The organism is Burkholderia sp. 9779_493 (genome assembly GCF_015712215.1).
GTDB classification, from domain to species: Bacteria; Pseudomonadota; Gammaproteobacteria; order Burkholderiales; family Burkholderiaceae; genus Burkholderia; species Burkholderia cenocepacia.
The window spans coordinates 77,443-102,264 of sequence record NZ_JACCQA010000006.1; the positions used below are offsets into that span (position 1 = coordinate 77,443).

Sequence of the window (24,822 nt, forward strand, 5' to 3'; positions counted from 1 at the left end):
GCAAAACGCGTCGCACGCGGCCTCTTTCAACGCAGCCTGAAGCGCCGTCCGCTCAGGCTTGCCACCCGGGCCCGGGCGCGTGGCGCACCCTCGCGACGCAGGCGCTTGCCTGCCCGCGGGAAGCCGATCCGAAGGTGTCCTTCCGAATCGCTTCGCGTGCGCAAATGCAACGGCGCGCCGCGCCGATCCGGAATTCCGGATTCGCGATCCGGATCTCCGGACCCGTGTTCCGGCGCCACGGAACCGCGCGCCGGGCGGCATGGCAAACCGATGCATCCAAGTTGAAAAAGGGATCTGCTGTGATCAAAACGTTACGGGTAATACTGTCGGCGCTCGCGCTGTGCGTCGCGACATCGTCGGCGCACGCCGCCGACACGAAGAAGGTCGACGTCCTGCTGGTGGGCGGCGGCATCATGAGCTCGACGCTCGGCGTCTGGCTGCACGAACTCCAGCCCGACTGGTCGATGACGATGGTCGAGCGCCTCGACGGCGTCGCGCTGGAAAGCTCGAACGGCTGGAACAACGCCGGCACCGGCCACTCGGCGCTCGCCGAGCTGAACTACACGCCGGAGAAGGCGGACGGCAAGGTCGACATCTCGAAGGCGATCGAGATCAACGAGTCGTTCCAGATCTCGCGCCAGTTCTGGGCGTGGCAGGTCAAGCAGGGCGTGCTGAAGAACCCGCACGCGTTCATCAACTCGACGCCGCACATGAGCTTCGTGTGGGGCGACGACAACGTCCGCTTCCTGAAGAAGCGCTACGAAGCGCTGCAGGCGAGCCCGCTGTTCCGCGGGATGCAGTATTCGGAAGACTACGACCAGATCAAGCAGTGGGTGCCGCTGATGATGGAAGGCCGCGATCGCAACCAGAAGGTGGCCGCGACGTGGACGCCGATCGGCACCGACGTGAACTTCGGCGAGATCACGCGCCAGTTCGTCGGCTACCTGAAGACGCAGCCGAACTTCACGCTGTCGCTGTCGAGCGAAGTGCGCGAGATCACGCGCAACGCCGACGGCACGTGGCACGTGTCGTGGGTCAAGCTGCACTCGGATGAACCGCCGCAATCGGTCGACGCGAAGTTCGTGTTCATCGGCGCGGGCGGCGGTGCGCTGCACCTGCTGCAGGCGTCGGGCATCCCCGAGGCGAAGGACTACGGCGCATTCCCGGTCGGCGGCTCGTTCCTCGTGACCGACAACCCCGAGGTCGTGAAGCAGCACCTCGCGAAGGCGTACGGCAAGGCGTCGGTCGGCTCGCCGCCGATGTCGGTGCCGCACCTCGACACGCGGATCATCGACGGCAAGAAGATCATCCTGTTCGGGCCGTTCGCGACGTTCTCGACCAAGTTCCTGAAGAACGGCTCGTACTTCGACCTCGCGAAGAGCACCAACCTGCACAACGTCGCGCCGATGATGCGCGTGGGCGTCGACGAATTCCCGCTGGTGCAGTACCTCGCCGGCCAGCTGATGCTGACCGACGACGACCGCTTCAACGCGCTGAAGGAATACTTCCCGAACGCGAAGAAGGAAGACTGGCGCCTGTGGCAGGCCGGCCAGCGCGTGCAGATCATCAAGCGCGACCCGGTCAAGGGCGGCGTGCTGAAGCTCGGCACCGAGATCGTCGCGTCGCAGGACGGCAGCATCGCGGGCCTGCTCGGCGCGTCGCCGGGTGCATCGACCGCCGCGCCGATCATGCTGAACCTGATGAAGAAGGTGTTCAAGGACAAGGTCGCGACGCCCGAGTGGCAGCAGAAGATCCGCCAGATCGTGCCGAGCTACGGCACCAAGCTGAACGACAGCCCGGCGAAGGTCGTCGAGGAATGGACCTACACGAGCGACGTGCTGCAACTGTCGCCGCCGCCGAAGATCGACCTCGGCGCGCCGTCGCAGGCCACCGGCAACGCGCCGGCCCGCCCGGCGAAGGCATCGGCCGACATGGCGCTGTAACGCGCCCGACGCCGCGCAACAGCCGCGCGGCACCCATGCGGCACCGTCATGCCGCCCGACACGGCCGCCCTCCGGGGCGGCCGTTTTTCCTGGTGCGCGCCGGGCGCGAGCACCGGCTTCCGCTAGAATTGCGGCACGCGCGACCCCGTCGCCGCCCGATCCATCACCCGCATCGACCCAACCCGAGCCACCGCCGGTGCGGCCCGCGCCCGAGCCGCGCGAGCGCCGCCTGCCGTGGCCGCGCCCGCCCGGGCGCGCCATCAACCGAATTCAGCTGGAGAAAGACCGTGTTTACCTGCCGAAACCAGAGCTGCGGCACGCAGTGGGAGCAGTCCGACGTCGTCATCAAGGACGAAGGCCAAGGGCTGCTGTTCCGCTGCCCGCTGTGCGGCGCCCGCAACTATCTCGAACGCTTCGAGGACGACGAAGGCAACGTCGTCTATGAACAGATGGAAGGCCGCCCCTACCTCGGAGACCTGTCTTGACCCAACCGACCGCCACGCCGTTCAGCGCGCTGCCGCTGACGCCCGCCACGCTCGCGAACCTCGCGCAGCTCGGCTATGTCGACATGACGCCGATCCAGGCCGCGAGCCTGCCGATCGCGCTGGCCGGCCAGGACCTGATCGCGCAGGCGAAGACGGGCAGCGGCAAGACCGCCGCGTTCTCGCTCGCGCTGCTCGCGCGCCTCGATGCGCGCAGCTTCGACGTGCAGGCGATGATCCTGTGCCCGACCCGCGAGCTCGCCGACCAGGTCGCGCAGGAAGTGCGCCGCCTCGCGCGCGCCGAGGAAAACGTGAAGGTGCTGACGCTGTGCGGCGGCACGCCGATGCGTCCGCAGGCGCAGAGCCTCGAGCACGGCGCGCATATCGTCGTCGGCACGCCGGGCCGCATCATGGATCACCTCGATCGCGGCAACCTGAAGCTCGACGCGCTGAACACGCTGGTGCTCGACGAAGCCGACCGGATGCTCGACATGGGCTTCTTCGACGACATCGCGAAGGTCGCCCGGATGTGCCCGACGACGCGTCAGACGCTGCTGTTCTCCGCGACCTACCCGGACGGCATCGCGAAGCTGAGCCAGCAGTTCCTGCGCAATCCGAAGGAAATCAAGCTCGCGGAACGCCACGACGACAGCAAGATCCGCCAGCGCTTCTATGAAGTGACCGAGGACGAGCGGCTGCATGCGGTCGGCCAGTTGCTGAACCACTACCGGCCGGTGAGCACGATCGCGTTCTGCAACACCAAGCAGCAATGCCGCGACCTGCTCGACGTGCTGCACGCGCAGGGCTTCCATGCGCTCGCGCTGCACGGCGAGCTCGACCAGCGCGAGCGCGACCAGGTGCTGATCCAGTTCGCGAACCGCAGCTGCTCGGTGCTGGTGGCGACCGACGTCGCCGCGCGTGGTCTCGACATCGCACAGCTCGAAGCAGTAATCAACGTCGACGTGACGCCCGACCCCGAAGTGCACGTACACCGCATCGGCCGCACCGGCCGCGCGGATCAGGACGGCTGGGCGCTGAGCCTCGCGAGCATGGACGAGATGGGCCGTGTCGGCGCGATCGAACAGGCGCAGAAGCGCGAGGTCGAATGGCATCCGCTTGCTGAACTGAAGCCGGCGGACGACAGCGTGCTGCTGCCGCCGATGGAAACGCTGCAGATCCTCGGCGGGCGCAAGGACAAGATCCGCCCGGGCGACGTGCTCGGCGCGCTGACCGGCGACGCCGGATTCGACGGCAAGCAGATCGGCAAGATCAACGTGACCGAGTTCTCGACCTATGTCGCGATCGAGCGCGGCGTCGCGCGCGACGCGCTGCGCAAGCTCAATGCGGGGAAGATCAAGGGCAAGCGGGTCAAGGTCCGGTTGATGGACGAGGAGTAAGCGGGCCGCGGCGCGGACGGTCGCAACACCGCCGGGCGCCGCCCCGTGTGTCACCTGAGTTCGGGATAGCCGTGCGTCGCGGCGGCCTGCTCGAACCGCGCAATCGTGTCGTAGTCGGCCGGCGACAGCCGGTCGAATCCCTTCAGCCTCAGCACGCGCGCCCGCTCCGCATCGGCGGCAGCCGCGCGCTCGAGCGCCTCCTGCAACGCGCCCACCTGCGTATCCGCCAGCGCCGCCCGCGATGCGACGAACGGCAAGCCCGGCGCGGATGCCGTCGTGCCGATGATCCGGATGTCAGTGAGCAGGTCGGGCCGCGCGTCGCGCACATACGCGAACGTCACGCAGTCGATCGCCGCGCAATCGGCCTCTCCCGAGGCCAGCGCACGCAGCACGTTCAGGTGCGAACCGAACGGCGTGACCGAGCCGAAGAACCGTCCGTCGTGCGCATGCGGCGCAACCGCGTGCCGGAATGCGTTCATCCCGCTGTGCGAATCCTCGCCGTTGAAGGCGGCCCGCAATCCGCGGCAGGCGGCGAGCGTCGTCGCTCCGCCCGCATGCACCCGCGCCGATACGACCAGCACGCTGCTGTAGCGCGCCCCGTCGCAGCCCTCCGCGTCGAAAATCGGGGTCGCAATCAATCGCACGACGTCGTGCAAGCCGAGCATCCGGTACGGGTAGCCGCAGGTCTGCGACAGCAGCAGGTCGTCGCGCCGCCACAGTGCGTGCAGATCGTCGAACGGCGCGTCGGGCAGCACGACGTCAGCCGGCCCGCCCGCGTTCGCGAACGCATCGAGCGCATCACGCAACAGCGCGCGCCACAGGGCGGCGTGGCGCGGCGTCACGTTGTACATCGGCAGGACAGCGATCCAGGGGTTCATGCAGGCATTCTACGCATCGACGGCGCTCCGGATGCTTATCGGCCGCAAGACGATAAGCAAATGCGAATCGATTGGTTGGCGTAGCCGCGCCGCCCCGGTACCGTTCGAAGGCCTGCCGGCGCCGCCACCGTGCGCGATGCCGGGCAAGCCGACCGTGATCCGCGAGACACCAGCGCACCCGGGCCGAGCGCCCCGGTTCCATCGCTCGTTCCCCGCACTGCCCGATCCACCTGCCTCAACGCCATGGCCGAATACTTCGACGTCGACCACGCGCGCGCGATCGCCGCGCTCGACGCCCGCTTCACTGCCCGCACCGAGTGGCCGACCTGGCTGCTGGTCGTCGTCATCTACGGCGGCTGGCTCGCCGTGCTGCTGCTCGCGCGCGACGGGCACCTGTCGCTCGGCGCCGCGACGCCGCCGCTGATCCTGCTCGGCGCGTGGCACCTGTCGCTGCAGCACGAGCTGCTGCACGGCCATCCGACGCGTTCCGCCTTCGTGAACAAGCTGCTCGGCTATCCGCCGCTGACGGTCTGGTACCCGTATACGCTGTATCGCGACACGCATCTCGAGCATCATCGCGACGAGGACCTGACCGTGCCGGGCGTCGATCCCGAAACGAACTACGTGACGCGCGAACGCTGGGCGCGGCTGCCACGCTGGCGCCGGGCGCTGACGGTCGCGCGCAAGACTTTCCTCGGACGCATCGTCGTCGGGCCGCCGCTCGCCGTCGCCGCGACGTTCCGCGATGCGTTCGTCGCGTTCCGCCGTGGCGACTTCCGCTATCTGCCGATGTGGTTGACTCACGTTGCCAGCGTGGCCGCGCTGCTCGCGTGGCTGCAATGGGCGATCGGCGTGCCGTGGTGGTACTACCTGCTGGCCGTCACGTGGCCCGCGCTGTCGCTCGCGATGATCCGCTCGCTGTACGAGCATCGCGCCGCGCCGCATCCGAAGGCGCGCATCACGATCAACGAAGCCGGCTTCGCGATGCGGCTGCTGTACCTGAACAACAACTATCACCTCGTCCATCACGACCTGCCGAAGCTGCCGTGGTACGACCTGCCACGCGCATACCGGATGCGACGCGACGCGTATGCGAAGAAATGCGGCGGCTTCGTGATCCGTGGCGGATATCGCGAACTGCTCGCGCGCCATGCGTGGACGCCGACCGATCCGCCCGTGCATCCGTTCGACCAGGGCACAGCGTCGTTGTCGACGGGGAGCGGCGTGAAAGTGGCGGTGGTCGACAGGGTGTTGCAGATCAGCACCTGACGTCAGAAGTTTCCGCGTTTCGGCACCGATCCTTACGAAAAGCCGACGACGCCGATCGTCGCCCGCGAATTGCCAATTGCGTCGGCAATGCCCAGAATGGCCGCTCCTCCGGGGTTTCCGATCATCATTCGCCCCGGCTCCGCCGCACGGCCGCGCGCCGCATTCCCCGACGACGATGCAACCGAACACCCCACCCGGCGCGATCCGCACGATCGGCAACGACTGGTCCGTTTCCGCAATCACCGCAGGTTTTCTCGCGGTCCTGATTTCGTATGCGGGCCCGCTCGCGATCTTCTTCCAGGCTTCGCAGGCCGCGCATGCGTCCAACGACATGGTGTCGTCGTGGGTCTGGGCGATCTCGATCGGCGCGGGTGTCTCGGGCCTGTTCGCCAGCTGGAAGCTGAAGGTGCCCGTCATCACCGCGTGGTCGGCGCCCGGCACCGCGCTGCTCGTCGGCCTGTTCCCGCAACTGACGCTCAACCAGGCCGTCGGCGCGTACCTCACGGCTGGGCTGATCATCCTGGCGATCGGCGTGTCCGGCTATTTCGACCGCCTCGTGCGCCACATTCCGCGCGGCATCGCCTGCGGCATGATGGCCGGCATCCTGCTGCCGTTCGGCATGCATGCGTTCTCCGCCGCGACCGCGCAGCCGGTGCTCGGTTTCGGGATGATCGCGGCGTACGTGATCTTCCGGCGCCTGCTGCCGCGCTACAGCATCGTGCTCGTGCTGCTGACGGGTGCCGCGCTCGCGACGCTGCTCGGGATGACGCATCTCGGCAACGTGTCGCCGAGTATCGCGCGGCCGATTTTCATCGCCCCGGAATGGACGCTCGGCACGACGCTCAGCCTGGCGCTGCCGCTCGTCGTCGTCAGCCTCACCGGCCAGTTCCTGCCGGGGATGACGATCCTGCGCGTGTCCGGCTATCACACGCCGGCGCGCCCGATCATCACCGCGACCAGCGTGATGTCGCTCGTCGTCGCCTGCTTCGGCGGGATCACGATCGTCGTCGCGGCGATCACCGCGGCGCTCTGCACCGGCAAGGACGCGCACGAGAATCCGGACCGGCGCTACGTCGCCGGGCTCGCGAACGGCGCGTTCTATCTGATCGGCGGGCTCTTCGCGGGCACGATCGTCACGGTGTTCTTCGCGCTGCCGAAGGCGTTCGTCGCGATCCTGGCGGGGCTCGCGCTGATCGGCGCGATCAGCGCGAACGTGCACGGGATCTTCGAGGACGAGGACCATCGCGAAGCGTCGATGATCACGTTTCTTGCGACCGCGTCGGGGATGACGTGGCTCGGGCTCGGGTCGGCGTTCTGGGGGATCGTGATCGGGTCGGCGGCGTATGCGGTATTGAACAGGGTGCGGGGGCCCGCGTGATGCGTGCCGCGCCCCCTTCACTCAACACGCATGCCGGCGCACCAGTTGCGCAAGCGCTTCCTCCAGCATCGTCGTCCCGTACACCCGCTCCGACACGTCGGCTTCCACATCGATCCGCCCCGCGTTATGCACGTCGTACAAATCGACGATCAGCTGCGCATGACGCTCGCTGAGCCCGGCGCGCAGCAATGCCGCGCTCCACGTATCGCGCGGCAGCTCGTGCGCAACGATCGCGCGGCCCGCCGCCGTGCCCAACGTCTCCGCGATCGCCGTCACGCTCACCCGCCGCGGCCCTTCGACACTGACGATGCGCGGCCCGCTGCCGCCTTCCGGCGCATCGAGCATCAGCCGCGCCGCGACGATGCCCACATCGGGCGCCCAGACCGTCGGAAACGCCTTGCCGACCGGATGATGGAAGCTCGGCAACACGCCGGTACCGAGCGCGACCGGCAGCACGCGCGCCCAGTTCTGCAGATGCTCGGCCGAGCGCAGCAGCGTCAATTGCGTCGGGATCGTCTTCAGACGTGCCTCGAAGTCATGGAACAGACGCGTGATACCCGTATTGCCTTCAAGCTCCGCGCCGTAATCCGACAACGCGAGCAGCGCCGGCGGCGGATTCGCGGCGAGCGCGGCAGTCGCTGCGTCGATCGTGCGCGTCATCGTCGCGGCCGGATCGGGATCGGCAGCCGGCACCGGACACAGCATCTGCACGGCCTGCGCGCCGTCGATTGCCGCGGCGATCGCGTTCGCGTCCGTCAGGTCCGCGATCGCGACATCGCAGCCGAGCTGCACGAAACGTTCACGATGGCGCGCGTCGCGCAGTACCGCGCGTACGGAATGGCCTGCGTTGCGCAAGGTCGTCACGGTCGACAAGCCGACGTTGCCGGATGCTCCGAAGATCACGAACACGGTTCGCTCCTGAGGGATGAAGGTGCTGTGATTGTCGGGTTGCGCGGCCGAGAAGGCGCGCACGGGCGGATGAATCGAACAGGAAAGGATGACGCGTTGAATACGCCGTAACCATGCGAGCTCCCCGATACAAGCGCGTCAAAACCGGAGAAGCCGAACGCGACAATTGTCCAACGACCTGTTGGACAGTTGCCCTCGGATCAAACGCAACGTCCATGTATTGCTGTTGCGTCATGCGTCTTTCCCGCCATCCTCACCGTCATACGCCAGCCGCAACCCGCCCCGCACGCCCGACCGCGCAATCTCCGTCGGCGTCGCACCGAGCACGCGGTTCATCCAGTTCGCCATGTGGCTCTGATGCGCAAACCCGGCCTCCAGCGCGATCTGGCTGATGCTGAGCCGGCCTTCGAGCAGCAGCGTCTTCGCGCGCTCCACCCGGCGCCGCACGACGTACTGGTGCACGGGCATCCCGAGCGTTTCGCGGAACAGCACCTTGAAATGCGGCACGCTGATCGACACGAGCGCCGCGAGCTCGGCCAGCGTCATGCGCCGGTCGAGATTCGCCTCGACATAGTCGATCACGCGCGCCGCCGCCTTCGGCGCCAGCGTGCGCCGGCGTTCGCGAAACACGGGCTGGCCGTCGACCAGCCGCGCGACGAGCGCCGTGCACAGGCTCTCCGCGTAGAGCGGGTCCGATGCGTCTTCCGCTTCGAGTTCGGCGGCCATCGCCCACGCGATGTGCTGCAGCCGCGGGTCGCGCACCTGCAGCCGCCGGCGGATCTGCGCGTGCGACGGCTTCAGTTCGAGCTGTTCGACGGTGCGCCGCACGAAGGTGTCGCTGAGCGCGATGTGCAGAATCCGGCAGTCGGCGCTGTCGGTCCATTGGCCGGGCAGGCCGGCCGGAATCACGTCGACGTCGCCGTGCGCCTGGATGCGCGACACGCGCTCGCCGTCGCACACGCAATCCGCGCGCACCGGCGCGCCGATATGCACGCCGATCCGGTGATGCTCGGCCGCCGGAATCCGGTACGTACCCGCGCGAATCTCCAGCAGCGACGCGCCGAAGCCGCGCCAACCCAGCCCGCGGCTGGAGCGCAGGCTGACCGGGACGCCGTTGTCCGTCGGCGCGGCAAGAATCGGATCGCTCATTGATGGTCTCCACCAGATCAGGTGCCGAACGCGCATTGTGACGCGTTTCGGGCCGGCGTGCCGGCCGTGCGCGAGCGCCGCCGGATCACGCAGAAAAAGATCATCCGTTTCTGCTCGGGACGATCCTTGCGTGCGCGCCGGCGGGCGCCGCGCCGCTTACGATCCGTTCATCCGACACCTACGGAGCCCGTCATGCCTCATTCCTGCCCGCAACGCGCGGCGTTCATCGCGCGTTCGCCGTCCACCGTTCGCCCTTCATCCGGCCCCGACGTCCGCAATACACGCACCGCCATCGCCGCGTGGTGCCTGCGCGTGGTCGGCTGGTACCGGCTCGAACGGCTGCTCGCATCGATTCCCGACAGCAACGACGATTTCGGGCTCGCCTGACCGCCGGTCGCGCCTACTTGCGTCGCCGCTCGTGCGACGCCACCGTCGCGCCGTCGATCACCGGCGCACCCTGCTTGATCAGGAAGTCGCGGAACAGCCCCGTCACTTGCGAGATCCGCCGGTCGGCGAGCGTCACCACATACCATTCGCGTTCGATCGGATTGCCGGGAAACGGCAGTTGGCCGAGCAGCCCCGTTCGCAATTCAAGTGCACACGCGTGCAACGACAGGAACGCGACGCCGAGGCCCGCTTCGGCCATCTGCTTGATCGCCTCGTTGCTCGACAGTTCGGAACCCACATGAAAGCGATGGCCCGCGTTCTTGAACAGGCTCTCGACGGTCGAGCGCGTGCCCGCGCCGCGCTCGCGCACGAGCAGGTGCGCGGATTCGAGATCCTTCAGCGCGACGCGCTTGCGCTGCATCAGCGGATGGCCGGGCGCCGCGACGAACACCATCGGATGCTTCGCGAACTCGACCGCGTGCGTGCGCAGTTCCTTCGGCGCGCTGCCCATCACCGCGAGATCGATTTCATGCGTCGCGAGCATGCGGATGATGTCGTCGCGGTTGCCGACCTTGAAATACGTCTTCACGTGCGGACGCGTCGCGGTGAATTTGACGAGCAGCGGCGGGATCAGGTATTCGGCCGTCGTGATCGCGCCGATCCGCAGCGTGCCGCCGAGATCGCCCGTCAGCGCGGCCACTTCGTCGCCGGCCTCGCTCCACAGATGCAGGATCTCGCGCGCGTAGCGCGCCACGATCTCGCCGGCCGCCGTCAGCTGCACGCCACGCCCCACCCGCTGCAGCAACGCGGCGCCCACGGCCTCCTCGAGCAGGCGAACCTGCAGCGACACGGCCGGCTGCGTCAGGTTCAGCTCCTCGGCCGCGCGCGACACGCTGCCGAGCCGCGCGATCATGTCCAGCGCCTTCAGCTGCCGGAACGTCGCGGTCTTTCCTATAAGTGAATACATATGAGTCGCTTATAAACATTAAATTGTTCGAGTGGGTTCGAAACTATATCGTCGGTTCTTGAGCAATGTCATCCGAATCGTCATTCAGCGGGAGCCCAACATGGACAACACCACGCCCACCCTTGCAACGGACCGCGCACCGCGCGTTCCGCGCATCGTGATCATCGGCGGCGGCGCCGGCGGCCTGCAGCTCGCGACGCGTCTCGGCGATACGGTCGGACGCCGCGGGCAGGCCGACGTCGTGCTCGTCGACCGTTATCCGACGCACTTCTGGAAGCCGCTGCTGCACGAAGCCGCATCGGGCCATCGCGATCCGGCCTCCCACACGATCGAATACGCGGCGCAGGCGAAGCGTCACGGCTTCCGTTTCGTGCAGGGCGCGCTGCGGCGGGTCGACCGCGCGGCCCGCACGGCGACGATCGCGGCCGTGCGGGATGCGGACGGCACGGAAATCCTGCCGCAGCGGGAACTCGACTATGACGATCTCGTGCTGGCGGTCGGCAGCGTGACGAATTTCTTCAATGTGCCGGGCGCCGAGCGTCATGCGCTGCCGCTCGAAAACCTCGACCAGGCCGAGGATTTCCGCCGCAAGTTCCTGGCTGCCTGCACGAAGGCGAATCATCTGGCCGAGCAGCAGCCCGCACGGCGCGCGGCGCCAATCTGCATCAACGTGATCGGTGCAGGTGCGACGGGTGTCGAGCTGGCCGCCGCGCTGCGCCATGCAGTTCAGCAACTGACGACGTACCGCTTCAAGGCACTGGTGTCCGCGCGTGACGTACACATCCGGCTGATCGAAGGCGGCCCGCGCATCCTGCCCGCGCTCGACGAACGGATGTCCGGCAAGATGCACGCGCAGCTTCGTGCGCTGAACGTCGACGTGCTGACCGATACGCGCGTGGCGGAAGTCGGCGCGGACGCCGTGACGACCGCGACGGGCGAACGGCTCGCGAGCGACATCACGATCTGGGCGGCCGGCGTCGCGGGCCCCGCGATGCTGCGGAGCATCGGCGACATCGCGCTGAACCGCTCGAACCAGGTGATCGTGACCGACACGCTGCAGACGCCCGACGATCCGCACGTGTATGCGTTCGGCGACTGCGCCGCGTGCCCGTCGGCCGGTGCAGGCGAGTACCTGCCGCCGCGCGCGCAGGTCGCTCATCAGCAGGCGGTGTATCTGGTCAACGCATTCGCGCGGCGCGTCGCCGGCAAGCCGGTGGCCGGCTTCACGTTCCGCGATGCAGGCACCGTCGTGTCGCTCGGGCATGCGGGCGCCGTGTATCAGGCGGACATCGGCGGGCGCTCGCGCTCGCTGATCGTCGACGGGCTGGCGGCGATCGGGCTGTACAAGTTCCTGTATCGCAAGCACCTGTTCAGCGTGATCGGCATGAAGCGCGCGCTGTTCCAGTCGCTGAGCCACTGGCTGCAAAGCCGTAACCAGCCGTCGATCAAGCTGCACTGATCGCGCCTGTTCGCGCGCACCCTCGCAACGCGGCATATCGGGCGGGCATCGCTCGATATGCCGTTTCCTTATATGCATATGCGTGATGCATCCAGAATGTGCGCCATGCTGGTGCATCACATTGAAGGCCGTCGATGCGCTGCCATTCGCGCGGAAAATGCCGTGCGACACGTGTCCCGCGCCCGCTCTGGCTTGCCGCCCCATTCATTAGTCGAATCGTATGAGTCGGCTAAAAATATTAATTGGTCGCATTTTCCGGATCGACGCTAAGGTGTGTGGCATTCCCGTCGGCGAACGGATCATCACGTTTCTGAAAAGGAATCACCGTGGTCATCGAAGCCATCGTCACCCGTCTCGACGCAGCATTCGCCCAGATCGAAGCAACACCGGATTCGCGCGAATCGCGCCATCAGCGCGACGCAATCATCCAGTGGCTCGACCGGGCATCGGAAGAAGGATATCGACTCGGTCTCGTCACGACGCTGCCGGCCGCACGGCTCAGCGACATGTTCGAAGGCCAGTTCGGCCGCGCGAACCTCGACCGCTTCTCGGTCGTCGTCACGGATTCGGATCAACAGGACTCCGGATCGAATCAACATCCGTTCGATGTCGCGCTGCAAGCGCTCGGCGTGCCGCCGGAGCGCGCGGTCGGGATCGCGAGCAGCGAACCGGAACGCCGCGAAGTCGAACATTTCGGCCTGTCGCGCTGCGTGAACATCACCGATACGGTGCGCTCGATCGCATCGGCCGGGCTGCACTGAACGCCCGCCCCCGGGCCGGCCGCAGCCGGCCATCATCGTCGATCCGGCGGCAATCCGACGATTGTCCGACCGCATCCTGACATTCTGCTGTCAAAGTCGCTTGCAACACTCCGGGGCTCGACCACATTGCCCCGGAGACGGCACGACGCGCATGCGCATCGTGCCGTCCGTTGCCCGCCACGATGACACGCCCGACCCGCACCGCCGCCGCCCTCACGATCGCCTGTCTGTTGCTCGCCGCCTGCGGCGGGGATGATGACCCGACGCCGCCCGCCACGTCGGTCGACAACAACGGCACGGCGCCCGCACCGCAACCGCAACCTCAGCCCACGCCTGACCCGGCGCCCGCGACCTACTACCAGACGAAGACGCCGTACCGCCCGCAGCAGGACGCCGCGACCTACGAAGCGCCGCCGGCCGACTACGCGCCGGTCTACACCGAACTCGTCGCACGGCACGGCTCGCGCGGGCTGTCGGGCTTCAAGTACGACGGCGCGATCTACGCGATGCTGGTCAAGGCCGAGGCCGACGGCGCGCTGACCGCGCTGGGCGCGCAACTCAAGGCCGACACGTACGCGATGATGAAGGCCAATGCGCTGCTCGGCTACGGCGTGCAGGGCATCTCGACACCCGGGTACGGCAACCTCACGCAAACCGGCATCCGCGAACATCAGCAACTCGCCGCGCGTCTCGCGCAGCGGCTGCCTGCGCTGTTCGCCGCGGGCAACCGGCAGGTGGTCGTCGTCAACTCGGGCCAGGATCGCGCGGTCGACAGTTCGACATATTTCTCGGCGGCGCTCGTTGCCGCGCAGCCGGCACTGGCGCCGGCCATCACGCTGCCGGCCGCACCGGCCGGCTATCCGGCGAACGCACCGGTCGCGCAGCCGGCCGGCACCAATCGCTTCCTGCTGTATTTCCACTCGCTGAAGCCGGCCACCGATCTCGTGACCGACACGAGCGATCCGTACTACGCGACCTATCAGGCGAGCCAGGCATACCAGGCCTATGCAAACGACGCGACGGTGGCCGCGAAGCTGAAGGCGATCAAGGCCGCGCCCCAAGCGGCCGACGTCGCGCGAACGGTGCTGACCGCGCTCGTGTCGCCGGCCTTCATCGCGAAGCTCGGCACCGACGGCTACACGTTCGCGAACACCGGCACCTATGCGTTTACATCGACGGACGGCAAGTTCACCAACACGCTGAAGGGCGACGGCAAGACGAAGATCGCGACGGCCGTCGATGCGGTGAACGTGCTGTACAACCTGCTGCAGGTTGCGCCGGCCATGACCGCGGAAACCGGCGGCGTCACGATGGAGAAATACATCGGTGCCGAGCAGGCGCAGTATCTCGCGTACCTGCAGGACGCCGAGGACTACTACCAGAAAGGGCCCGGCATCCAGGAAGCGAACCCGGTGACGTACCGGATGGCGAAGGTGCTGCAGGACGATTTCTTCGGTGAAGTCGATGCGATCGCGCGCGGCGACCTGACGCATGCCGCGAAGCTGCGCTTCACGCACGCGGAGATCGTGATTCCGTTCGCGTCGATCATGAACCTGAAGAACGTGTTCGTGCCGACGCCGCAAGCGCAGACGTACACGTACGCGAACAACCCGTGGCGCGGCGACCAGGTGTCGCCGATGGCCGCGAACATGCAATGGGATGTTTATCGCAACGGGACGCGGCTCATCGTGAAGATGCTGTACAACGAGCGCGAAACGGATTTCCAGGCCGCGTGCGACGGCGCGAAGATCGCGCCAACCAGCCACTTCTACGACTACGCGGGGCTGAAGCAGTGTTACGGGTATCAGTGACGCATGGTGACGACAACGTATGCCGGATGCGCGATGCATCACGTCGACGACGTCCGCCCTTGTCCTTCATGCCCGCAATCACCGTCGACAATCTCGAATATCGCGGCCAATTAAAATATCTGATTGCGACCTATCAAGTTTTATCATCTCTGGTCGTTACTATGAATTTCGACCAGGGATGGCATGAATTCAATCATTACGCGCTCGTTTGGCGGACTCACTCGCCCCTACTATATTCGTAACTTTCTTTTCAGCTTGATCTTCCCCACGGTTTTCATCTTCATTTCCAGCTTCGGGAAAGAAAGCCTTCCCGGAGGATTGCTCGCGCTTGTATTGATTTTCATGGCGGTGAGTTGCCTCCTCTACCCTTATTCCCGATTTGTCTACGAAAGCGTCGTGAACTACATCGTTGGACGCAATATGTTCTTTGTCAATGCAGCATTGATGCTGGTTGTCAAGTTCATGACCATGTTCCTGTGTTGGTATCTAGCCATTTTCATCGCACCGCTCGGCCTGGCATACCTTTTCTTCCGTCATCGCCCGACAGGCGCCAACTGAAAAACCGGCCCCGCGCGGTCAAGTACCGCGCTCGGTCATGTCCGCCCGACTCGCCCCTTCCCCCCCTTTCCGCTCGACGCTCCACGTATGGATCGGCCGATGCCCGGGCCGCTCCCACTCGGGCGGCATCCACAGATGCTTCAAGCGCTGCAGAACCGGCCCGGGTGCGAGCACATCGCGCCACATGTCGACGAATTCGTGCACGTTCAGAACAAGAAAGTTGTACGAACGAATCTGCTGCGTGATGCCGTAGTCGACCGGCTCCGTTTCCTCGACATAGGTGCCGAACATCCGGTCGAAGATGATCAGCACGCCGCCGTAGTTGCGGTCGATGTACCGCGGATTGCGGCCATGATGCGCGCGATGGTTCGACGGCGTGTCGAACACGTACTCGAACCAGCGCGGCAGCCGGCCGATCGCTTCGGTATGCACGAAATACTGGTACGCGAGATCGACGGCAAGCAGGAACAGCACGACGGCGGGCGGAATGCCGAGCCACACCGGCGGCAGATAGAACAGGAACACGCCGACGAACGCGTTCAGCAGTGACTGGCGCATCGCCGTCGTGAAGTTCATCACCTCGCCGCTGTGATGCGGCACGTGTGCGGCCCAGAACCAGCGCACGCGGTGCGACGTGCGATGAAACCAGTAGTAGCAGAACTCGACGACGACGAAGATCGGCACGATCGTGAAGCCGTTCACCGGCACGTCGAACAGCCGGTGTCGATAGACCCACGCGAAGATCGCACCGCTCAACAGCAATCCCGTCACGGTCTCGACCACCTGATAACCGGCGCCGAGCGACAGGTTCGCGACGATCTCTTTCCAGGAAAACGGTTCGCGGCGGCCGCGCCGGGTCATTACCGCGTACTCGACCGCGAAGGCGATCAGGAACACCGGCGTCATGCCGATCAGCAGCACCTGCTTCCAGTCCACGTCGTTACCCAGGAACGCATGGAGCCACGTCATCAACTCGGTCGGCATGTCGGCAGCCTCGATCGGGAACTGCCGCGCAGTATGGTCGCGCACGGGTCGGCCCGCGTTGACACTTGCCGACGATTACTTGACACTTTCCGCCATGCCCGCCGCCTCCCCGCTCGCGACCCAGCGCATCTACTACTCGAGCACGTACGTGCGGCTGCTGTTCGACTATCTGTCCGGGCAGGGCAAGGATGCGGCGCGCGTGCTCGGCGAGGCACGGCCACCCGAGGACGACCGCGGGCTGACGCTGTACGCGAGCGCGCATTGGCGGCGTCTGCTCGAACGCGCGGCCGATGCGCTCGACGATCCGCTGCTCGGCCTGCACGTCGGCCAGCGGATCACGCCCGCGCATCTCGGCGCGCTCGGCTATGCGCTGCATGCGTGCCGCGACGCCGGCGCGGCGCTCGCGCGCTGGCAGCAATACGAACACCTGATCGCGAACGTCGCGCGCATGGAAGTGCGCGTCGAGGCAACGTCAGTGGCGATCGAATGGCACGATGCACCGGAACCACTCGGCCCGCTCGTCGACGAAGTCGCGCTGACCGCCATCGTGCAATTTGCGCGCAATATCACCGGCACGCGCACCGGGCCCGACGAAGTCTGCTTCGTGCATCCGTCGCCCGGCGACGAACAGCCGTACCGCGACTACTTCGGCTGCCCGGTTCGGTTCGGCCAGCCGGTGAACCGGCTCGCGTTCCCGTTGCGCTTGCTCACGCAGCCGCTGCAGCGGCCCGACGACGCGCTGCGGCAGATGATGGAGCGCCAGGCGAGCGCGCTGCTCGCGGAACTGCGGCAGACGGACGATCTCGAACAGTCGGTGCGCGAGGCCGTCGCGCGTTTGCTGACGCAGGGTGAAGTGAGCATCGAGCAGATCGCGTCGGATCTGCATGTGTCGTCCCGCACGCTGCATCGCCGGCTGGCCGGGCTCGGGCTGAACTTCCGGCGCCTGCGCGAGGATACGCGGCGGCGGCTCGCGATCGATCATCTGAACGATCCGCGGCTCACGCTCGCCGAAGTGGCCTGGTTGCTCGGCTATTCCGAACACAGCGCGTTTACACGCGCCTTTCGGCGCTGGACCGGGGAATCGCCGCAGCAGTGGCGCAGCCGTCAGCCGGCGCGGGCAGCCAGCGTCGCGCGCGGCTGAGCGGCTGTTGGGGCGGGTGCACGCATCGCGCGCGGACGAACTCGCATCGGCTCGCGTGGTCGAACCCGCATCGCCGGAGAACCCTCATGAAACGCGTCGCCCTTGCCGCCGCCCTGACCCTGTTTGCCGCCTTCAACGCGCCGGCCATCGCCGGTGCATCCTCCGGCGCTGTCGCGCCGGTTCCGGCTCAGGCCCACGCGAAAAATTGCGTGCCGTCGCGGGATGCCGCGCCAGGCGCCCGTTCGCCGTCCGGCGCACCGCCGATCCGCGTATGCGTCGGCGACGCCGACACGCAACTGAACCTGCCGTGGTTCCTGACCGACGTGCTCACCGCGGTGGACACGCATCAGTCGCCAAGCGGCCTGCTCCACAAGATGCGCAACGACTTCTGAAGCGCAGCCGCACTCCATCGTTCATGGCCCGTCGGCGCGCTTCAGCACCTCGATGAACGTGCCGACGATGCCGGCCCACATGGCAGGATCGGCAATACGCTCCAGCAGCACCCGCAATGCCCGTCGTTCTTCGTTCGACAGCACGCCGTGCGTGCCGCGGATGCTGTCGTAGCGCGGCGTGCCGCGCGACGCGAGTGCGCGATCGAGCGAGTAGTCGCGCGCCTGTCCATCCACTGCAATCCTGATCCACAGCGAACCGCCGTCCGCCACGGCGGCGCCATCGGTCACGATGACCGTGGGTCCGGCATTTTCTTCCATCGTCACGCTCCGGTTTGAGGCCCTGGCAGAAGTCTGCCGCCGGCCGCGCCACATGGAAATGTTTCTTTTTGAGACACAATCACAAAACCACATCAATATTTAAACAACAATATTTCGTAATATCGCGCCGCGTCTTATACTTGCCGCGCACCATCCTCGTGCCAAGAGACGGTGTTTTTTGTCCCGGCTGCACACACTGTGCGGCCGGGGCTTTTTTCGGTACGCTGCGTCGATATACATGCTCAATGCACGCATGTTATTGAGGAATGCTGCCAGATGAAGGGTCGATCGCGACAGGCCGAGCCGATGCCGTCGCGCCGGCCGAATCGACCGGCGTCCCGAAACCGGCGCGCGAGCCGCATGGCCCGAATCGGGCATGCGGGATGCGCGCCGTTGGCGCATCGACCGGTTCGACTTGCCACGCCATGCGTACAACACCAAAGGCAACCGCGGGACTGTGGGCGCTCGCGCCCGGCTCGAAGCCCCTTTTCCATCGCCGCGGCGCGTGGCCGCGCGTCGTGTTTTTCGCCGCCGTGATCATTTGCGTGCTCGTGCCCGCGTTCGCGATCGTGCTGGCCGACCGCTACGCGCGCGATGCCGTCACCGCGCATGAACGCGTCGTGGCAAACGACATCGTGGCTTCCGTGGACCGCATTCTGGACGGCGTGCGCCTTCGACACGCGGACGAGCTGACCGCACTGGTCGGGCGGCCGTGCGCGACGGTGTTCCGGACACTCGCCGAAGTGGGCACTCGCCTGCGCTATCTGCGGGCGGTCGCGCTGGCAAACGACGGGCGCGTGATGTGTTCGTCGGCGCTCGGCTCGATCGACCTGCCGCTCGCCGCATATGCGCGCGAACCCGAACCGGGATCGATGATCGTCACGCTGCTGCGCCAGACGCCGTTCCAGCATGGCATTCCGGTACTGTCCGCGTTCCGCGCGACCGCGCGCGGCGCGGGCGTCCTGTACCTGATCGAAGGCGACTACGTCGCCGACGCGCTGAACCACGGCACCGGCGATGGCGCGGAAACGGCCACGCTGTCGATCGCGGGTTCGGGCCGTCTCGATCAGCACGGCAAGTTCGCGCCGGAAACGGCGGCCGGCCCCGCCGGCGGCAGCACGATGGCGTCGCAGCGCTGGCCGTTCACGGTGTCGGTCATCGCCTCGGCGCGCTACGCGGCACAGGTGCAGCGCCACTACCGGCTGATCTGCGCGACGATCGTGCTGCTGGCCGACAGCCTCGTGATGGCCGCTTACCTGCTCACGATGGCCCCGCGGCGGCTGTTGCTGAAAGCGGTGCGCCACGCGCTCAGGCGCAACGAATTCCATGTCGTGTACCAGCCGATCGTCGACGTGCAGACGCGCAGGACGGTCGGCGTCGAAGCGTTGCTGCGCTGGCACCATCCGAAGTGGGGGGCCATCAGCCCGGCCGCCTTCATCCCGCAGGTGGAATCCAGCACCGTGCTGCCGAAGGTCACCGAATTCGTGCTGCGCACGGCCGTGTCCGAACTGACCGCGCTGACACCGTCCGCGCCGCTGCGCATCGCCGTGAACGTTGCGCCGCAGGATCTCGAGCGCGGGCGGTTCGTGGCCGTCGTCGAGGAGGCGATCCGCGCGCTGCCGCCCGGCTTCACGCTGGTGCTCGAAGTCACCGAACGCATCCTGCTGGAGAAGAACGCGCGAACCACCGAGATTTTCCAGACGCTGCGCTCGAAAGGCGCGAAGTTCGCGATCGACGATTTCGGCACGCATCACAGCAATCTCGACATGCTGTCGCGCTTTCCGTTCGACTACGTGAAGATCGATCGGCAGTTCATCTCGCAACTGGACGGCGGCAGCGCGAGGCTGATCGAGGGGATCGCGGCCGTCGCGCATCACTACGGCCTGAAGATCATCGCGGAAGGCGTGGAGACGGAAGCGCAGCATCGCGCGCTGCATGCGGTCGGGATCCAGTATGCGCAGGGATATCTCTACCAGCGGCCGCTGCGCGCGGAGAACCTGAAGCGCGATTTCGCATGGGCGCCGGTGTAGCGGCGCCGCCGACGGCGACTACTGCGCGCCGTATCGACCGTCGAGGCGCACGCGGCCCTGCTCGACCCATCCTTCGAAGTCGTCGCCGGTCTTGCCGTTCACGTACATGATGTTGTACCAGCGCCCGTGCGACTTGTAGACGGTCACCGAATCGCCGGGAACGATGAAGGTCTGCTTCGTCATGCAGTGCGCGTCGGGCGCCGAGTAGAAATACGCGCGCCCCGTGCCGATCACCGTACCCGACGCCGGCGGCCGGAAGTTGTCGTCCGGGCCGCTCGTGGCCGCATCGAGCTGCCCGCAATCGACCGCGCGCGTCGCGTGCGCGCCGCTCGCAGCCAGGCTCGCGCCGAGCACCAGCATCGCGATGCCCATGCGCATCGTCATTTTCATCTGCATGATCAAGTTCTGTATGCCGTATGGTTGTTTCGGCGTGCCGGTTCGCGCCCGGCACACGCTCAATCCTGCGCGATGGTCGTCGCTTCGACGCCTACCGCTTCCGGATGATGCCCGAGCCGGGCGGAAATCGCCTGCCCGGCCTCCTTCAGCAACGCGACGTAATGCGCCTTCGTGTCCGCGCCGCACCGCATCGTCGGGAACGACAACGACAACCCCGCGATCACGCGACCGAAACGGTCGAACACCGGCACCGCGAGACACAGCAGGCCGTCTTCCTGCTCCTCGTTGTCCTCGCCGTAGCCCTGCTGCCGCACGTGCGGCAGGATGCTCATCACCGCGTCCGCCGACGCCAGCGTCTTCGCGGTCGACTTCCTGAACTCGATGCCGGCCAGCACCGCACGCGCGTCGCCGGGCGCCATCCATGCGAGCAGCACCTTGCCGATCGCGGTGCTGTACAGCGGATTGCGCCGGCCGATCCGCGACTGCATGCGCAGCCCGTAATCGGCGTCGATCTTGTGGATGTAGATGATCGCGTCCTCGTCGAACGCGCCGAGATGCACGGCTTCGCGCGTCAGTTGCCCGATGCGGCGCATCTCGAGATCGGCCTCGCGCACGAGGTCCACGCTTTCCAGCGCCTTGCTGCCGAGCTCGAACAGCCGGATCGTCAGCCGGTAGCGGTCGGTCTCGCCTTCCTGCGCGACGTAGCCGAGCGTCTTGAGCGTCTGCAGGAAGCGATGCACCGTCGTCTTCGACATGCCGAGCTGGTGCGACAGTTCGCTGATGCCGATCTCGCGGCGCTCGCCGAGCGCGGCGAGGATCGTGAAGACCTTGCCGACCGCGGCGACCGAATCGGGCTTCTCGACGCTCCCTGCCGCCGACGGGTCGGCCCCCGGTTGGCCGCCACCGGTTTCCTGGTTCGCCTGATCGCACTTGCGCTGCCTGGGCGTTGCTGTCATGTCCGTGAATCCGTGAGATGCGAATCGGGAGAGCATAACGCGTTCATCGCGCGAGCCGGTCAGCGCGCGAGCCAACCGCCGTCGACGGCCAGCGTATGGCCGTGCACGTAGTCCGACGCGCGCGACGCGAGAAACACCGCCGCGCCCGCGAGATCGTCCGGCATGCCCCAGCGGCCGGCCGGGATGCGGCCGAGGATTTCGTCGCTGCGCCGGCTGTCCTCGCGCAACTGCGCGGTGTTGTCGGTCTCCATGTAGCCGGGCGCGATCGCGTTCACGTTGATGCCGCGCACGGCCCATTCGTTCGCGAGCAGCCGCGTGAGGCCGAGCACGCCGCTCTTCGACGCCGTGTACGACGGCACGCGAATGCCGCCCTGGAACGACAGCATCGACGCGACGTTCACGATCTTGCCGCCGCGCCCCTGCCGCACCATCTGCCGCGCGACGGCCTGCGACAGGAAGAACACGCTCTTCAGGTTCACGTCGATCACGGCGTCCCAGTCGGCTTCGGTGAACGCGAGCGCATCGCAGCGGCGGATCATGCCCGCGTTGTTGACGAGGATGTCGACGTGACCGAACGCATCGACCGCACCCTCGACGATCCGCTCGACCGGCTCGAGCGTCGACAGATCCGCGCGCACGTCGACGAAGCGCCGCCCGGCGGCCGCGACGCGCGCCGACGTTGCATCGGATGACGAACGATTCGCACCGACGATGTCGCACCCGGCCGACGCGAGCGCGACGGCCATCGCCGCGCCGAGCCCCGTGTTGCAGCCGGTGACGATCGCGACCTTGCCGGTGAGGTCGAACAGGCGGGCGAGCGCGGCATGCGCGCCGGCGGCGGGAAGATCGGGCGTTTCGCGTTTCATGATGTCAGCGCAGGTCGGCGACGGCGATGTGATCCATGTCCTTGAACACCTGGTTCTCGCCGGCCATCCCCCAGATGAACGTGTATGCCTGCGTGCCGACGCCGGAATGAATCGACCAGCTCGGCGAAATCACGGCCTGCTCGTTGTGCACCACCACGTGACGCGTCTCCCTCGGTTCGCCGAGCAGATGGAACACGGCCGCGTCGGCGGCGAGATTGAAGTAGAAATACACCTCCATCCGCCGCTCGTGCGTGTGACACGGCATCGTGTTCCACAGGTTGCCGGGATCGAGTTTCGTCATCCCCATCGACAACTGGCAGGTCGGCAATACGTCGGGCACGATGAACTTGTAGATCGTGCGACGGTTGCTCGTGGCCGCGTCGCCGAGCGTTTCGGGCGATGCCTGCGCGAGCGTGATCGTGCGGGTCGGATAGGCCGTGTGCGCGGGCGCGCAGTTCAGGTAGAACTTCGCCGGCCGCGCGTGATCGTCGCTGCCGAACACGACACCCTGCCCGCCTTGCCCGATATAGATCGCCTCTTCGGTGCCCACCGCATGACGCTGCCCGTCGACCTCGACCCAGCCCGGCCCGCCGATGTTGATCGCCCCGAGTTCGCGCCGCGCCAGCAGATGGCTCACGCCCATCGCGGCGCCGAGCGACGCCGGCACCTCGACCGGCCGCGTGGCCGGCCACGCGCCGCCGACGATGATGCGGTCGATATGGCTGTAGGTGAGCGACAGCGCGTCCGGCGCGAACACGTTCTCCACCAGGAAATGCCGGCGCAGGCCGGCCGTGTCGAGCGCCTTCGCGTGTTCGCTGTGTATGCCCTGTCGCACGTCCATGCCGGTTCTCCGTTGGGGAATGGGCAGGGCGCCGGCACCGTCGCCGCCGCTCGCCCTGATGAAGATTGAAGCACACATTTGTCAAATTCGGAACGCCGATCCGGATTTTCGATCCAGCTTCGTCGGTCGATCAATTCCTTTCCTGCCACAGCCATCGCGTCTTACGGGTATACGACTACCGATGAAATTCACAAAAACGGACCACCGTTCCAAATCTGTCCTATAGTCAGTCAGCAGACATCATTCGACAACGGGACGCATCGACGTCCACGGAGGAGACGTGAAGCTGAAACAGGCCATCGACCGCATTCCGGGCGGGCTCATGCTGGTCCCGATGCTGCTGGGCGCGTGTGTGCATACGTTCGCCCCGAACGCCGGAAAGTACTTCGGCTCGTTCACCAACGGCCTGATCGCCGGCACGGTGCCGATCCTCGCCGTCTGGTTCTTCTGCATGGGCGCGACGATCAACCTGCGCGCGACGGGCGTCGTGTTGCGCAAATCGGGCACGCTGCTCGCGACCAAGATCGTGGTCGCGTGGCTCGCGACGCTGATCGCCGCGCAGTTCATCCCCGACGACGGCATCCGCACGGGCCTGTTCGCGGGCCTGTCGCTGCTCGCGATCACGACGTCGATGGACATGACCAACGGCGGCCTCTATGCGGCCGTGATGCAGCAGTACGGCAGCAAGGAAGAAGCCGGCGCGTTCGTGCTGATGTCGATCGAATCGGGGCCGCTCGTCAGCATGCTGATTCTCGGCGCGGCGGGCGTCGCGGTGTTCGAGACGCGGCTCTTCGTCGGCGCGGTGCTGCCGTTCCTGATCGGCTTCACGCTCGGCAACCTCGATGAAGACCTGCGCGAGTTGTTCGGGCGCTGCGTGCATCCGCTGATTCCGTTCTTCGGCTTCGCGCTCGGCAACGGCATCGATCTGAACGTGATCGCGAAGAGCGGGCTGCCGGGTATCGCACTCGGGCTCGCGGTGATCGTCGTGACGGGCGTGCCGTTGATTCTGGCGGACAAGTTCGTGGGCGGCGGCAACGGGACGGCCGGACTTGCCGCGTCGTCGACGGCCGGCGCCGCGGTCGCGAACCCGGCGATCATCGGCGAGATGATTCCGAAGTTCAAACCGATGGTGCCGGCGGCGACGGCGATCGTCGCGACCGCGTGCCTCGTGACGGCGATCCTCGTGCCGATTCTGACGGCGATGTGGGCGAAGCGGGCGGCGAGGGTGTCAGGGGTGCCGGTGAGGGTCGCCGCGCGGGTCGGGAATGGCGGGGCGATCGAGCATGAGGGGCATGTCTGAGGAGGGACAGCGATCGCCCGGTGATTCGCCGCCTTCGGCTTCTACGACGACGGCATTCCGTGGGACGTTTCCGCCGTGTCGCGGCTCACGGGAGCGTAGAACACGCGGCACCACACCCGGTAAACCACACGGGCGCCGCCGAGGGTCACGATCGCCATCGTGATCGGCAACACGCGCATGCCGATGTGGACTCCGGGATCAATCAGTCGTCAGGTACGCGATGCCGGGTTGGCCGGGCGGGTGGTCGACG

24 protein-coding genes are annotated in these 24,822 nt (G+C 66.7%); 14 read left to right on the top strand and 10 right to left on the bottom strand.

Going from position 1 to position 24,822, the window contains the following annotated elements:
• The first annotated feature begins 299 nt into the window (after window positions 1-299).
• The 3 genes from mqo (at window position 300) to dbpA (ending at window position 3,822) form a co-directional block, all read left to right on the top strand.
• Window positions 300-1,943 carry a malate dehydrogenase (quinone) gene (gene mqo / locus H0X95_RS07770; RefSeq protein WP_023474838.1) on the top strand — a complete coding sequence of 548 codons (1,644 nt, stop codon included), beginning with the start codon at window positions 300-302 and terminating at the stop codon, window positions 1,941-1,943.
• 287 nt (window positions 1,944-2,230) lie between these two features.
• The gene (locus H0X95_RS07775; protein ID WP_006483193.1) at window positions 2,231-2,428 is read left to right on the top strand and encodes a hypothetical protein; all 198 of its coding nucleotides are present in this window, start codon (window positions 2,231-2,233) and stop codon (window positions 2,426-2,428) included.
• Window positions 2,425-3,822, top strand: coding sequence for an ATP-dependent RNA helicase DbpA (gene dbpA, locus H0X95_RS07780; RefSeq protein ID WP_011548605.1), 1,398 nt, complete (start codon window positions 2,425-2,427; stop codon window positions 3,820-3,822). The genes H0X95_RS07775 and dbpA overlap by 4 nt, the downstream gene beginning before the upstream one ends.
• A gap of 50 nt (window positions 3,823-3,872) precedes the next feature.
• Here the strand turns inward: dbpA and H0X95_RS07785 are convergent, their stop codons facing one another.
• The gene (locus tag H0X95_RS07785) at window positions 3,873-4,700 is read right to left on the bottom strand and encodes a phosphate/phosphite/phosphonate ABC transporter substrate-binding protein (protein ID WP_058902537.1); all 828 of its coding nucleotides are present in this window, start codon (window positions 4,698-4,700) and stop codon (window positions 3,873-3,875) included.
• Window positions 4,701-4,943: 243 nt separating this feature from the next.
• Between H0X95_RS07785 and H0X95_RS07790 the strand changes: the two genes are divergently transcribed.
• Both H0X95_RS07790 and H0X95_RS07795 read left to right on the top strand, forming a co-directional pair.
• On the top strand, window positions 4,944-5,969 hold the full coding sequence (locus H0X95_RS07790) for a fatty acid desaturase (RefSeq protein WP_058902536.1): 1,026 nt from the start codon (window positions 4,944-4,946) through the stop codon (window positions 5,967-5,969).
• Window positions 5,970-6,144: 175 nt separating this feature from the next.
• Window positions 6,145-7,347 (top strand): benzoate/H(+) symporter BenE family transporter, encoded by a 1,203-nt coding sequence (locus tag H0X95_RS07795; RefSeq protein WP_058902535.1) that lies wholly within the window; start codon window positions 6,145-6,147, stop codon window positions 7,345-7,347.
• Window positions 7,348-7,368: 21 nt separating this feature from the next.
• On the opposite strand, the gene H0X95_RS07800 is transcribed toward H0X95_RS07795, so the two are convergent.
• Both H0X95_RS07800 and H0X95_RS07805 read right to left on the bottom strand, forming a co-directional pair.
• Entirely contained in the window at window positions 7,369-8,256 is an 888-nt protein-coding gene (locus H0X95_RS07800) for an NAD(P)H-binding protein (RefSeq protein WP_058902534.1), read from the bottom strand.
• Window positions 8,257-8,487: 231 nt separating this feature from the next.
• Window positions 8,488-9,405 (bottom strand): AraC family transcriptional regulator, encoded by a 918-nt coding sequence (locus H0X95_RS07805; RefSeq protein ID WP_058902533.1) that lies wholly within the window; start codon window positions 9,403-9,405, stop codon window positions 8,488-8,490.
• Window positions 9,406-9,597: 192 nt separating this feature from the next.
• Between H0X95_RS07805 and H0X95_RS07810 the strand changes: the two genes are divergently transcribed.
• Window positions 9,598-9,792 carry a hypothetical protein gene (locus tag H0X95_RS07810; RefSeq protein ID WP_006483197.1) on the top strand — a complete coding sequence of 65 codons (195 nt, stop codon included), beginning with the start codon at window positions 9,598-9,600 and terminating at the stop codon, window positions 9,790-9,792.
• 13 nt (window positions 9,793-9,805) lie between these two features.
• Here H0X95_RS07810 and H0X95_RS07815 read toward each other — a convergent pair whose 3' ends face one another.
• A complete protein-coding gene (locus H0X95_RS07815) occupies window positions 9,806-10,759 on the bottom strand; it encodes a LysR family transcriptional regulator (RefSeq protein ID WP_006483210.1) in 954 nt (317 codons plus the stop codon).
• 100 nt (window positions 10,760-10,859) lie between these two features.
• On the opposite strand from H0X95_RS07815, the gene H0X95_RS07820 reads away from it, so the two are divergent.
• From H0X95_RS07820 to H0X95_RS07835, 4 genes are all read left to right on the top strand, one after another.
• Complete coding sequence (locus H0X95_RS07820) at window positions 10,860-12,218, top strand: NAD(P)/FAD-dependent oxidoreductase (protein ID WP_059720934.1); 1,359 nt, start codon at window positions 10,860-10,862, stop codon at window positions 12,216-12,218.
• A 326-nt stretch (window positions 12,219-12,544) separates the two neighbouring features.
• On the top strand, window positions 12,545-12,979 hold the full coding sequence (locus H0X95_RS07825) for a hypothetical protein (protein WP_006483196.1): 435 nt from the start codon (window positions 12,545-12,547) through the stop codon (window positions 12,977-12,979).
• 182 nt (window positions 12,980-13,161) lie between these two features.
• Window positions 13,162-14,790, top strand: a complete 1,629-nt coding sequence (locus H0X95_RS07830; RefSeq protein WP_012493022.1) for a histidine-type phosphatase — start codon at window positions 13,162-13,164, stop codon at window positions 14,788-14,790.
• A gap of 183 nt (window positions 14,791-14,973) precedes the next feature.
• The gene (locus tag H0X95_RS07835) at window positions 14,974-15,348 is read left to right on the top strand and encodes a hypothetical protein (protein ID WP_006483192.1); all 375 of its coding nucleotides are present in this window, start codon (window positions 14,974-14,976) and stop codon (window positions 15,346-15,348) included.
• A gap of 18 nt (window positions 15,349-15,366) precedes the next feature.
• On the opposite strand, the gene H0X95_RS07840 is transcribed toward H0X95_RS07835, so the two are convergent.
• Window positions 15,367-16,377 carry a sterol desaturase family protein gene (locus H0X95_RS07840; RefSeq protein WP_230204557.1) on the bottom strand — a complete coding sequence of 337 codons (1,011 nt, stop codon included), beginning with the start codon at window positions 16,375-16,377 and terminating at the stop codon, window positions 15,367-15,369.
• 49 nt (window positions 16,378-16,426) lie between these two features.
• Here H0X95_RS07840 and qhpR point away from each other — a divergent pair, with 49 nt between their 5' ends.
• Both qhpR and H0X95_RS07850 read left to right on the top strand, forming a co-directional pair.
• Window positions 16,427-17,473 (top strand): AraC-like transcriptional regulator QhpR, encoded by a 1,047-nt coding sequence (gene qhpR, locus H0X95_RS07845; protein ID WP_006494522.1) that lies wholly within the window; start codon window positions 16,427-16,429, stop codon window positions 17,471-17,473.
• 86 nt (window positions 17,474-17,559) lie between these two features.
• A complete protein-coding gene (locus H0X95_RS07850; RefSeq protein ID WP_006483216.1) occupies window positions 17,560-17,865 on the top strand; it encodes a hypothetical protein in 306 nt (101 codons plus the stop codon).
• A 21-nt stretch (window positions 17,866-17,886) separates the two neighbouring features.
• Here H0X95_RS07850 and H0X95_RS07855 read toward each other — a convergent pair whose 3' ends face one another.
• Entirely contained in the window at window positions 17,887-18,183 is a 297-nt protein-coding gene (locus tag H0X95_RS07855) for a hypothetical protein (protein WP_058902530.1), read from the bottom strand.
• 425 nt (window positions 18,184-18,608) lie between these two features.
• Here H0X95_RS07855 and H0X95_RS07860 point away from each other — a divergent pair, with 425 nt between their 5' ends.
• Window positions 18,609-20,213 (top strand): EAL domain-containing protein, encoded by a 1,605-nt coding sequence (locus tag H0X95_RS07860; RefSeq protein ID WP_058903559.1) that lies wholly within the window; start codon window positions 18,609-18,611, stop codon window positions 20,211-20,213.
• An 18-nt stretch (window positions 20,214-20,231) separates the two neighbouring features.
• Here the strand turns inward: H0X95_RS07860 and H0X95_RS07865 are convergent, their stop codons facing one another.
• From H0X95_RS07865 to kduI, 4 genes are all read right to left on the bottom strand, one after another.
• Window positions 20,232-20,603, bottom strand: a complete 372-nt coding sequence (locus H0X95_RS07865; protein WP_034203450.1) for a hypothetical protein — start codon at window positions 20,601-20,603, stop codon at window positions 20,232-20,234.
• A gap of 65 nt (window positions 20,604-20,668) precedes the next feature.
• Complete coding sequence (kdgR, locus tag H0X95_RS07870; RefSeq protein WP_196446016.1) at window positions 20,669-21,565, bottom strand: DNA-binding transcriptional regulator KdgR; 897 nt, start codon at window positions 21,563-21,565, stop codon at window positions 20,669-20,671.
• Between the two features lie 59 nt (window positions 21,566-21,624).
• The gene (gene kduD / locus H0X95_RS07875) at window positions 21,625-22,431 is read right to left on the bottom strand and encodes a 2-dehydro-3-deoxy-D-gluconate 5-dehydrogenase KduD (protein ID WP_059720937.1); all 807 of its coding nucleotides are present in this window, start codon (window positions 22,429-22,431) and stop codon (window positions 21,625-21,627) included.
• A 4-nt stretch (window positions 22,432-22,435) separates the two neighbouring features.
• Window positions 22,436-23,272 carry a 5-dehydro-4-deoxy-D-glucuronate isomerase gene (kduI, locus tag H0X95_RS07880; RefSeq protein WP_048986385.1) on the bottom strand — a complete coding sequence of 279 codons (837 nt, stop codon included), beginning with the start codon at window positions 23,270-23,272 and terminating at the stop codon, window positions 22,436-22,438.
• Window positions 23,273-23,552: 280 nt separating this feature from the next.
• Between kduI and kdgT the strand changes: the two genes are divergently transcribed.
• Window positions 23,553-24,572, top strand: coding sequence for a 2-keto-3-deoxygluconate transporter (gene kdgT, locus H0X95_RS07885; protein ID WP_006494531.1), 1,020 nt, complete (start codon window positions 23,553-23,555; stop codon window positions 24,570-24,572).
• The last annotated feature ends 250 nt before the right edge of the window (window positions 24,573-24,822 follow it).